This window comes from Fusobacteria bacterium ZRK30 (assembly GCA_024628785.1).
In the GTDB taxonomy this organism is placed as follows: Bacteria; Fusobacteriota; Fusobacteriia; order Fusobacteriales; family Fusobacteriaceae; genus Psychrilyobacter.
This window is the reverse complement of record CP102404.1, coordinates 193569-205932: the sequence shown is the minus strand read 5'-3', so window position 1 is coordinate 205932 and position 12364 is coordinate 193569. Positions and strand designations below refer to the sequence as shown.

Genomic DNA, 12364 nt, shown 5'->3' with positions numbered 1-12364 from the left:
ATTTTATTAGATCTTCAGTTACACGAGAGTGTAACAATAATTAACGAAGAGTTAGAAATAACTGAACGATAATTAGATTTCAAAAATTCTAAAAACAAATTAAGCAAAAAATATTAAAATTCTATTTTAATAATAGGTTAAGAAATTAAGGGCGCACGGAGAATGCCTTGGTAGTAAGAGCCGATGAAGGACGTGATAAGCTGCGATAAGCTAAGACAAGCTGCAATTGAGCGTAATAGTCTTAGATTTCCGAATGGGTAAACCTACTAGTTTGAAGAACTAGTGTGGAAACGGGAACCGGATGAACTGAAACATCTAAGTAATCCGAGGAAGAGAAAGTAAAAACGATTCCCTAAGTAGCGGCGAGCGAACGGGGAAGAGCCCAAACCGAACAAGTGTGATAGCATGCAGGCGTTGCTTGTTGGGGGTAGTGGGATACAGAGCGGCAGAACTGCAAGGTATGCGCTTGACTAACAAAGGTACTAGAATGAACTGGAAAGTTCAACCGTAGAAGGTGATAGTCCTGTATAGGGAACTTATGTTAGCAAGTCACTGTAATCCCAAGTAGCACGGGACACGAGAAACCCTGTGTGAATCAGCGAGGACCATATCTCGTAAGGCTAAATACTCTTACTAACCGATAGTGAATAGTACCGTGAGGGAAAGGTGAAAAGAACCCCGGGAGGGGAGTGAAATAGAACCTGAAACCGTGTGCTTACAAGCGGTCAGAGCAGAGCCTTCGGGCGTGTGATGGCGTGCCTTTTGGAGAATGATCCTGCGAGTTACGATCAATGGCGAGGTTAAGTATAACGGAGCCGAAGGGAAACCGAGTCTGAATAGGGCGAATTAGTCGTTGGTTGTAGACGCGAAACCTGGTGATCTATGCCTGTCCAAGATGAAGCTGTGGTAAGACACAGTGGAGGTCTGAACCCACCGTCGTTGAAAAGCCGGGGGATGAGGTAGGTATAGGGGTGAAAAGCCAATCGAACCAGGAGATAGCTCGTTCTCTCCGAAATGCATTTAGGTGCAGCCTTGATTGTTTAAATATGGGGGTAGAGCACTGAATGGTCTAGCGGGCATATTGCTTAGCGAAATCAATCAAACTCCGAATACCATATTTCAAGAGATCAGGAGTGAGACTATGGGTACTAAGATCCATGGTCAAAAGGGAAACAGCCCAGACCACCAACTAAGGTCCCAAATTATATCTAAGTGGGAAAGGAGGTGGAGATTCTGAAACAACCAGGATGTTGGCTTAGAAGCAGCCATACATTTAAAGAGTGCGTAATAGCTCACTGGTCGAGAGTCTCTGCGCCGACAATGTAACGGGGCTAAGATATAAACCGAAGTTGTGGAGTATACACTATGTGTAGACTGGTAGGAGAGCGTTCCGTAGGCCGTTGAAGGATAAGGGGTAACCCAATCTGGAGGTATCGGAAGTGAGAATGCAGGAATGAGTAGCGAGAAAGAGGGTGAGAATCCCTCTCGCCGGAAAACCAAGGTTTCCAGAGTAAAGCTTGTCTTCTCTGGGTAAGCCGGGACCTAAGCCGAGGCTAGATTGCGTAGGCGAATGGAAAGCAGTTTAATATTACTGCGCCACTGTAATTTGTTTGAGAGATGGAGGGACGCAGAAGGGTATGTGCGCAGACTGTTGGATATGTCTGTGTAAGCATGTAGGATGGAACCGCAGGAAAATCCACGGTTTTAGATCTGAGGTGTGATGCGGAGTGTTTGTAATGAACACGAAGGTACAAATCCCACGCTGCCGAGAAAAGCTTCTATTGAGAATTATAGTGCCCGTACCGTAAACCGACACAGGTGGTTAGGATGAGAAATCTAAGGCGTACAGGCTAACTCTCGCTAAGGAACTCTGCAAAATGGCCCCGTAACTTCGGAGAAGGGGTGCCATTAAAGGTGATAAATACACGCGATTTTGAGCTTTTGATGGCCGCAGTGAAGAGATTCGAGCAACTGTTTAGCAAAAACACAGGTCTATGCTAAGCTGAAAGGCGATGTATATGGGCTGACACCTGCCCAGTGCCGGAAGGTTAAGAGGAGGGTTTAGCGACTCAAATTGAAGCCCCGGTGAACGGCGGCCGTAACTATAACGGTCCTAAGGTAGCGAAATTCCTTGTCGGGTAAGTTCCGACCTGCACGAATGGTGTAATGACTCGAATGCTGTCTTGGCGGGAGGCCTGGTGAAATTGTACTACCGGTGAAGATACCGGTTACCTACAGTAGGACGGAAAGACCCCGTGGAGCTTTACTATAGCTTGGTATTGGGTTGAGATGTTATGTGTATAGGATAGTTGGGAGACTGTGATTATATGGCGCTAGCTGTATATGAGTCGCTGGTGGAATACCAACCATATAACATTTTGATTCTAATCTGTGATGTGTAATCATGGAGACAGTGCTAGGTGGGTAGTTTGACTGGGGCGGTCGCCTCCGAAAGAGTAACGGAGGCGTTCAAAGGTTCCCTCAGGTTGGATGGAAATCAACCGAAGAGTGCAATGGCATAAGGGAGCTTGACTGTGAGATAGACACATCGAGCAGGTGCGAAAGCAGGACATAGTGATCCGGTGGTTCCGAATGGAAGGGCCATCGCTCAACGGATAAAAGCTACCCCGGGGATAACAGGCTGATTTTGCCCGAGAGTCCATATCGACGGCAAAGTTTGGCACCTCGATGTCGGCTCATCGCATCCTGGGGCTGGAGAAGGTCCCAAGGGTTGGGCTGTTCGCCCATTAAAGCGGTACGTGAGCTGGGTTCAGAACGTCGTGAGACAGTTCGGTCCCTATCCACTGTAGGCGTAAGAATATTGATGAGATCTGTCCTTAGTACGAGAGGACCGGGATGGACAAACCTCTAATGTACCAGTTGTCATGCCAATGGCATAGCTGGGTAGTCACGTTTGGAATGGATAACCGCTGAAAGCATCTAAGCGGGAAGCCAACTCAGAGATAAGTATTCTATCATTGATAAGTCACCTTCGAGACTAGGAGGTTGATAGGTTGGGGGTGTAAGGGCTGTGAAGTCTTTAGCTGACCAATACTAATATGACGAACACTTTACCTAAAGAAAATGATTTTTAGAAAGTTAATTTATGAAACATTATTATATAGTTTTGAATGTTTAATAACAATTAAATATTTATAGTTCAGTGGCTCAATTGGTAGAGTAACGGTCTCCAAAACCGTGGGTTTAGGGTTCGAGTCCCTACTGGACTGCCATAAGAAATTTTATCCGGATATTTTATTCGGATTTTTTTTATTTACAAAATAAAAAAAAGATATTCCCTACACTAGGCAGAGATATCTTTTTTATGGTTACATATTTTACACGGAACATATCCCTCTTTTTTAGCTATGTCTAAAGGGATTTCAGACATAGTATCGTTATAATATCGACATTTTCTGGTGTGGTATTTTTTTGAATGAGGTGATACAAATACATGGTCTATCTTGTTATTTTTTAGGTCATTTTGGATCTTTTCTTTTAAAACTTCCTTATTTTTCATTGCAAGTTCATCTTTTTCATTAATTGTTTCATGAGAATCTTTTGTTTTAGATCCTTTGAGTAAAAAAATAATAATAACAACTCCGATCAATATGTAAAATCCAATCATAATCTATCACACTCCTTAATTATAAAAATGTATTATTCTATTACAAGTATGCTATATTATTTAAGGAAAACCAAATTTTTTTTATGAAGACGACGACTATTTATTGCTTTTTAAAAAATCTTATGGTATAGTATCCTCAAATAGAACAATTATAATTCCTCAACATAGGAGGAAGTGGGGGAATGAAATGAGGTATAAGACGAGGTTATTAAAAATAAAAAAAGAAATTAATCAATAGTCCTAAGTCCGCATTGGAATAAGTGTGTACTTAGGATTTTTATTTTAAGGAGGCAGAATGAAAACAGATATTCAAATTGCTCAGGAAGCGAAGATACTCCACATTAAAGAGGTAGCAGCGAAGATAAATCTATCGGAAGATGACTACGATCAATATGGAAAACATAAAGCAAAATTAAATTTAGAGATATTGAAAAAAAACAGTGATAAAAAAGACGGTAAATTGATCTTGGTAACAGCAATTACCCCTACACCAGCAGGAGAAGGAAAATCTACAGTTACTGTAGGTCTGACTCAGGCTATGAACAAGTTAGGAAAAAAATCTGTAGCAGCATTGAGGGAACCATCTCTTGGTCCTGTCTTTGGAATGAAAGGGGGAGCCACTGGTGGTGGACATTCTCAGGTAATTCCAATGGAAGATATAAATCTACACTTTACAGGAGATCTTCATGCAATAGGAGTGGCACATAACCTTATCTCAGCATGTATAGATAACCACATAAAACATGGAAATAAACTGGATCTAGATGTGACTAAGATAGCTTTTAAAAGGGTTATGGATATGAACGACAGATCTCTAAGAAATATAGTGATTGGAATGGGGGGGATTGCCAATGGGATCCCTAGAGAAAATTCATTTCAAATAACTGTAGCTTCAGAGATAATGGCTATCCTTTGTTTATCAGAATCTATAATGGATCTGAAAAACAGAATCAGTGAGATAGTATTTGGATTTAACAGAGCAGGAAAACCACTAAAAGTAAGTGATCTAAAGATAGAGGGTGCTATAACAGCTCTTCTAAAGGAAGCAATCAAACCAAACTTAGTTCAAACATTGGAAAATACCCCGGTAATAATCCATGGTGGTCCATTTGCCAATATAGCTCATGGGTGTAACTCATTATTAGCTACTAAAATGGCTCTTAAATTATCTGATTATGCAATAACAGAAGCTGGATTTGCAGCAGATTTAGGAGCAGAAAAATTCTTAGATATTAAATGTAGAAAAGGTGGATTGAAACCTAATGCTGTAGTTATTGTAGCCACAGTAAAAGCTCTTAAGTTACATGGCGGAGCGAATCCTAAAGAATTAAAAGAAGAAAATTTAGAAGCTTTAACTAAAGGAATAGAAAATTTAGATAAGCATATAGAAAATATGAAAAGTTTTGGATTGCCAGTTGTGGTAGCGATAAATAAATTTGTTACAGACAGTGAAGCTGAATTAAACTTCATTAAAACTCACTGTGAAACACTAGGTGTACCGGTAGCTCTATGTGATGTATGGGCTAATGGTGGAGATGGTGGAATAGAACTAGCTAAACTAGTGATAGATGAAGTTGAAAATAAGGAAAATAATTTTAAATATCTTTATGAAACAGAAGAGTCTATTGTGGAAAAGATAGAAAAAATAGTAAAAAATATCTATGGTGGAGATGGAGTAATATTTACACCTAAAGCTAAAAAGATGATAAAAACATTAAATGAATATGGATACGACAAATTACCGATCTGTATGTCGAAAACTCAAAAGTCTATCTCAGATGATCCTAAATTGATGGGAAGACCAAGTGGGTTTACAGTTACAATAAATGAATTGAGATTATCAGCAGGAGCAGGATTTATAGTAGCAATGGCCGGAAGTATCTTAGATATGCCAGGATTACCAAAAATACCTTCGGCAGAATTGATCGATATAGATGAAGATGGAGTAATCTCAGGATTGTTCTAAAAAAATTAAATAAACTTATATATACCCATAATATGGTTGGGAGTCTCTACGGTTTACCTTAAATAAACCGCTATAAGTAAATGAAAGTACTTGGATAGATCCGGGGGCTATTTTTACTTATTAAAAATAGTTCCTGGATTTTTGTTATTAGTAAGAAAATTATATTTATTCATAAAAATTAGGAGGAGTCATGAATCACCGTGTCTATGTAGAAAAAAAAGAAAAATTTGCTGTAGAAGCTAAAAAATTAAAGGCGGAATTAAAGGAAAATTTAAATTTAGCTCATTTGGAGGAGGTCAGAATAATAAATATATATGATCTTTTCAATGTAAAAAAAGATGAAATATCTACAATAAAAGAAGTGGTGCTTTCAGAAACTGTAGTAGATTTTACCTACGATACTTTAGACTTAGAGGATAGAAATTATTTAGCTGTAGAATTTTTACCTGGTCAATTTGATCAGAGGGCAGACTCAGCCATCCAATGTATAAATTTAATTTGTGAAGAGAGTCAGGATATATCGGTGAAAACAGGAAAACTAATTATCTTTTCTGGAGACCTCTCACCTGAAGATATGAAAAAAATAAAAAAATATTATATAAATGAAGTTGAGATGAGGGAAAAAGATTTGTCTAACATGGTAGAAGATGAGATAACTCCTCCAGAGAAAGTGGAAATCTATAGTGATTTTAACTCTTATAGCGAGGTTGAATTAGAAAATTTTAGAAAATCTTCTGGCTTAGCTATGACTACAGCCGACATAGTACATATTCAAAAATATTTTAAAGATGAAGAGAAGAGGAACCCCAGCGAAACTGAGATAAAAGTATTGGATACTTATTGGTCAGATCACTGCAGACATACTACCTTTGAGACGATATTAGAAAAAATCACCTTACCTAAAGGTAGATTTAAAGAAAGTTTACAATCAACATTTAATGAATACTTGGAAAGCAGAAGAGATGCCCATGGATCAAGGATAGAGAAAAAACCGATGACTCTTATGGATATGGCTACCATATCAGCAAGAGAGATGAGAAAAAATGGTCTTTTAGATGATTTGGAAGTATCGGAAGAAATAAATGCCTGCTCTGTATACATAGATGTGGATATAGAAAAAGATGGGAAAAAGAAAATAGAAAAATGGCTATTGATGTTTAAAAACGAAACTCACAATCATCCTACTGAGATTGAACCATTTGGAGGAGCTTCTACTTGTATAGGGGGAGCAATAAGAGATCCATTATCTGGAAGATCATATATATATCAGGCTATCAGGGTGACAGGGTCGGCGAATCCATTGGAAAAATTAGAGGATACTCTACCTGGGAAACTATCTCAGAGAAAGATAACAACTGGTGCAGCTCATGGTTATTCATCTTATGGTAATCAGATCGGTGTAGCGACATCCCATGTGGCAGAGATATATCATCAGGGATATAAAGCTAAAAGGATGGAAGTAGGAGCAGTAGTAGCGGCTACCCCGGCAAGTAATGTACGTCGTGAAACTCCAAATGCCGGGGATAAGATAATCTTATTGGGAGGAAAAACTGGTAGAGATGGATGTGGAGGAGCTACTGGTTCATCTAAAGAACATGATATAAACTCTATAACTACCTGCTCTGCTGAGGTTCAAAAAGGGAATGCCCCAGAAGAGAGAAAGATCCAGAAATTATTCAGAAATCCAGAAGTAACTAAATTGATTAAAAAATGTAATGATTTTGGTGCCGGGGGAGTATCGGTAGCAATTGGAGAACTAGCAGACGGATTAATAATAAATTTAGATAAAGTACCGGTAAAATATAAGGGATTAAATGGTACAGAATTGGCTATTTCTGAATCGCAGGAAAGAATGGCAGTGGTAGTAGAGGATAGGGATGTAGAAAGATTCTTGGAACTATCTGACATTGAAAACTTAGAGGCAGTAGAGGTAGCAGTAGTTACAGAGGAAAGAAGATTGATAATTAATTGGAAAGGAAAATCTATAGTAGATCTCAGCCGTGATTTCTTGGATACCAATGGTGTCACTGGATATATGGATATAGAGGTAGAAACACCTGATTCAGAAAGTCCGATGGAAACTCCTAACACAAAAGGCTTAACACTGGAAGAAAAAGTTATGAATAGGATAAGTTCACTCAATGTAAGTTCTCAAAAGGGACTTATGGAGATGTTTGATTCAACGATTGGAGCAGGAACGGTACTTATGCCATTTGGTGGAAAATACCAGCTTACTCCTACAGAGGGATCGGTTCACAAGATACCGCTGCTGGAGGGAACCACAGATACAGCATCTGCTATAACCTGGGGATATAATCCATTGATTACTAAATGGTCACCGTATCATGGTGGAGCTTATGCAGTGGTAGAATCACTGGCTAAGATAGTCGCTATGGGAGGAGATTACAGAGGTGTAAGACTATCATTCCAAGAGTACTTTGAAAAATTAGGGTCTAATCCTAAAAAATGGGGTAAACCATTCGCTGCATTACTGGGAACACAATACATAATGAAGAATTTCAATATCCCTGCTATCGGTGGGAAGGACAGTATGAGTGGAAGTTTTAACGATATAGATGTACCGCCTACATTGATCTCATTTGGAGTAACTAAGGTTTTGGCTTCTAATGTGACTTCACCAGAGTTAAAAAATAGCGGGAATAATCTATACCTGATAAAACACAATATGAATGAAGATCTTATGCCTAATCTGGAGGAGTTAAAAACTAACTTTGAATATATCCATGAAAATATAAAAAATAAGAAGATTATATCAGCAATGACCATAAAAGCTGGAGGAGTAATTGAAGCTATCTCTAAGATGAGTTTTGGAAATATGGTAGGAGCCAAGATCACAATGAAAGAAGATGAGTTGTTTAAAATGGGATATGGATCGATCCTGGTTGAAACTCCTCATATCTTAGAAGATGATAATACACTCTTAGTAGGGGAAACAATCCCGTCTAAGGAACTAATTATAAATGATAAAGCAATTAAATTAGATGAATTATTAAGTAAATGGAAGGGAACTCTAAATGAAATATTCCCTGAAATAGTAGAAGGAACTTCAATTGAAAGTGAAGATCTAAATATTGAAACTTGTGAGAAAAAAGAGGCAGTAAAACCCAATGAAAGGATAGAAAATCCAAGGGTATTTGTACCAGCTTTTCCCGGGACTAACTGTGAATATGATTCTATGAAAGCCTTCGCTAAGGAAGGAGCACTACCATTTACAATGACATTTAGAAACTTAACTATGGATCATATAACAAAATCTATAGATGAGATGACAAGTCATATAGATAACTGTGAAATTCTAATGCTTCCAGGGGGGTTCTCAGCAGGAGATGAACCAGAGGGATCAGCTAAATTTATAGCAACTATCTTAAGAAATGAAAAGATAAAAGGTGCAGTAGAGAGATTATTAGATAGAGATGGATTGATCTTAGGAATATGTAATGGATTCCAAGCACTTGTAAAATCGGGACTCCTGCCTAATGGAGTAATCGGAGACTTGGATAAAAATTCTCCTACTCTGACTTATAACGACATCAACAGACATATATCAAAAATTGTAACAACTAAGGTTGTATCCAATAACTCACCGTGGTTCAGTGATATTGAAGTGGGATCAAAACATCAGATAGCTGTATCCCATGGGGAAGGAAAATTTGTTGTAGGAGAGGAAAAACTAAAAGAATTAATAGAGAATGGCCAGGTAGCCACTCAATATATTGACTTAGATGGAAGCCCGACTAATCATGGAGAATATAACCCCAATGGATCTGTCTATGCAATCGAAGGAATAACCTCTAAAGATGGAAGGATTTTCGGTAAGATGGGACATTCAGAAAGAACAGGAGAAAATTTATATAAAAATATCATTGGAGATAAGGAACAAAATATCTTTAGAAATGGTGTGAATTATTTCAGAAACAGATAATTGTATAGATTTCATGTCTGCCAAAGGTAGATATATATATAATAAAGGCAAGATATTGGTGTAATAAAAAAAATTTTTACATAAAAGGAGAGAGATTATGAAGGTAGCTATTATATTTGGAAGTAAATCAGATACAGATGTTATGAGAGGGGCAGCAAAATGCCTGAGAGAGTTTGGGATTGAATTTGAAGCACATGTATTATCAGCCCATAGAGTTCCAGAGAAATTGGTAGAAACATTAAAAAGATTAGAAGCAGAAGATACACAAGCGATAATTGCAGGGGCAGGATTAGCAGCACACCTGCCGGGAGTGATAGCTTCTAAAACGACACTGCCAGTTGTAGGCGTACCTATCAGAGCAGCATTAGATGGGATGGATGCACTGCTGTCAATTGTACAGATGCCAAAATCTATCCCGGTAGCTACAGTTGGAATCAATAATTCCTATAATGCAGGGATGTTAGTGGTACAGATATTAGCATTGAAATATCCTGAAGTTCAAGAAAAATTAGTAGGATTTAGAGAAAATATGAAGAAAAATTTCATTGCAGATAATGAAAGTGGAGTAGAGCTATAAAAGTTGTCAGTTAATAGTTAGAACTGATAATATAATGATGGAATTAGTAAACGTTGAGACTAGGTTGAATATACAGGATTTGTATAATTTATGAGAAAAAATTGAATTTGAATAAATCGGAGGCAGAAGATGGAAAAGAGAGAATTTATATATGAAGGTAAAGCTAAACAAATATATGCTACAGACAATGAGAACTTGGTAATAATTCATTATAAAGATGATGCTACTGCTGGAAATGGAGAAAAAAAAGGAACAATTTCTAATAAGGGAATGATAAATAATGAGATCACAACTATCTTATTTGAAAATTTAGAAAAAAACGGTATCAGAACTCATTTTCAAGAAAAATTAAATGAGAGAGATCAATTGTGCGAAAAATTGGAAATATTTCCATTAGAAGTAATAGTAAGAAATATAATAGCCGGATCTATGGCTAAGAGGGTAGGAATTGAAGAGGGAACTAAACCTGAAAACACTATCTTTGAAATATGTTATAAAAATGATGAATTTGGTGACCCCCTTATCAATGATCACCATGCAGTAGCTATGGGGTTAGCTACATATGATGAATTAAAGAAGATATACGAGATTACAGGGGAAATTAATACTCTATTACTTAAAGCCTTCGGAGATGAAGGGATAGATTTAGTGGATTTCAAAATTGAATTTGGAAAAAATGCTGCCGGAGAGATAGTTTTAGCCGATGAAATTTCACCGGATACCTGCAGGTTATGGGACAAAGCTACAGGACAAAAACTAGATAAAGACAGATTCAGAAGAGATTTAGGGAGTATAGAGGAAGCATACATCGAGATATTAAAAAGACTAGGAGCAAAATAATGGTTGTATATAATGAATCAGAGAAGATGGAGGAAGAATGTGGAGTATTTGGGATCTATTCTAAGGAAGATAAAAAAGATATAGCGGGACTTATCTACTATGGGTTGTGCTCACTACAGCACAGAGGCCAGGAAAGTGCAGGAATGAGTATATCTAAAGATGAAAAGATAAAAACCTATAAGGGTCAAGGACTGGTTTCAGATGTATTCTCAGAAACAACTTTAAAAGAAACAGTAGGAAATGTAGGGATAGGTCATGTAAGATACTCTACAGCCGGGGGATCATGTGAGGGGAATGCACAACCATTACAAAGACATTCTAAATTAGGAGATATAGCTGTGGCTCACAATGGAAACCTTATTAATCCTATGATAATCAAAGAATTATTGGAAGATGCAGGGGTGGTGTTCCAGACTACTACCGATTCAGAAGTTATTATAAATATGATGGCCAGGAGATCTAAAAATGGATTGAAATCAACATTGGTAGATACTATATCAGCTATAAAGGGATCTTTTGCCCTGGTAATAGCTGTACAAGATAAATTGATTGGAATAAGAGATCCCTATGGGATTAGACCACTATGTATGGGTAAGTTAGAGGATGGAAGTATTGTACTGGCATCTGAATCATGTGCTTTAGACTCTGTAGGAGCAGAATTAATCAGAGACATAAATGCAGGGGAGATAGTAATAATAGATGAAAATGGTGTAGAAGCGATCAACTACAACGAACAATCTCATAAAGCTCCCTGCTCATTTGAACATATTTATTTCGCCAGACCGGATTCTGTGATAGATGGATTGGATGTATATAAAAGCAGATATGAAACAGGGGTAAAACTATGGGAGCAGGGAAAGATCGAAGCAGATATCGTTATAGGGGTTCCAGATTCCGGGTTACCGGCAGCTCAAGGATATGCAATAGCTTCTGGGATACCATTTGTGACTGGGTTAGTAAAAAATAAATATATAGGCAGGACATTTATAAAACCATCTCAGGAACTTCGTGAAAGAGCTGTAAGGGTAAAATTAAATCCAATCAGGTCTATGATAGAGGGAAAAAGAGTTGTAGTAATAGATGATTCATTAGTTCGTGGGACTACAAGTAAAAAATTAATAGAGATGCTGAGGGGGGCGGGAGCTACAGAGGTTCACTTTAGATCTGCCAGCCCGGCAGTGATGCATCCATGTTATTTTGGGGTAGATATAGCGTATAGGAAGGAACTTCTAGCTGCAGAGATGTCTGTAGATGAGATATGTGAATATATCGGTGCAGATAGTTTGGATTTTTTAAAGCTGGATAATCTGACTAATACTTTGGGAAGTAAAAGTTTCTGTATGGGATGTTTTAACGGAATATACCCCATGTCTACAGTAGCGAATATGTAAGAAAACATAATATAAATAA

General features: G+C 37.7%; 5 protein-coding genes, 1 tRNA gene, 1 rRNA gene, 1 pseudogene and 1 riboswitch. Of the genes and pseudogenes, 7 read left to right on the top strand and 1 reads right to left on the bottom strand.

The window, feature by feature from the left end; translation table 11 throughout:
• Positions 1–135: 135 nt before the first annotated feature.
• Positions 136–3078, top strand: a 23S ribosomal RNA gene (locus NRK67_01055).
• Positions 3079–3157: 79 nt separating this feature from the next.
• A tRNA-Trp gene (locus NRK67_01050) sits at positions 3158–3233 on the top strand.
• A 71-nt stretch (positions 3234–3304) separates the two neighbouring features.
• Here NRK67_01050 and NRK67_01045 read toward each other — a convergent pair.
• Entirely contained in the window at positions 3305–3628 is a 324-nt protein-coding gene (locus tag NRK67_01045) for a hypothetical protein (GenBank protein ID UUV17458.1), read from the bottom strand.
• A 295-nt stretch (positions 3629–3923) separates the two neighbouring features.
• Here NRK67_01045 and NRK67_01040 point away from each other — a divergent pair, with 295 nt between their 5' ends.
• From NRK67_01040 to purF, 5 genes and pseudogenes are all read left to right on the top strand, one after another.
• The gene (locus NRK67_01040) at positions 3924–5594 is read left to right on the top strand and encodes a formate--tetrahydrofolate ligase (protein UUV17457.1); all 1671 of its coding nucleotides are present in this window, start codon (positions 3924–3926) and stop codon (positions 5592–5594) included.
• Positions 5590–5687: riboswitch (purine riboswitch) on the top strand. (Overlaps the previous gene by 5 nt.)
• Before the next feature lie 97 nt (positions 5688–5784).
• Complete coding sequence (locus NRK67_01035; GenBank protein UUV17456.1) at positions 5785–9537, top strand: phosphoribosylformylglycinamidine synthase; 3753 nt, start codon at positions 5785–5787, stop codon at positions 9535–9537.
• An 88-nt stretch (positions 9538–9625) separates the two neighbouring features.
• Positions 9626–10114, top strand: a pseudogene (purE, locus tag NRK67_01030) (5-(carboxyamino)imidazole ribonucleotide mutase).
• Between the two features lie 129 nt (positions 10115–10243).
• On the top strand, positions 10244–10954 hold the full coding sequence (locus tag NRK67_01025; GenBank protein UUV17455.1) for a phosphoribosylaminoimidazolesuccinocarboxamide synthase: 711 nt from the start codon (positions 10244–10246) through the stop codon (positions 10952–10954).
• On the top strand, positions 10954–12345 hold the full coding sequence (gene purF / locus NRK67_01020; protein ID UUV17454.1) for an amidophosphoribosyltransferase: 1392 nt from the start codon (positions 10954–10956) through the stop codon (positions 12343–12345). The genes NRK67_01025 and purF overlap by 1 nt, the downstream gene beginning before the upstream one ends.
• Positions 12346–12364: the final 19 nt, after the last annotated feature.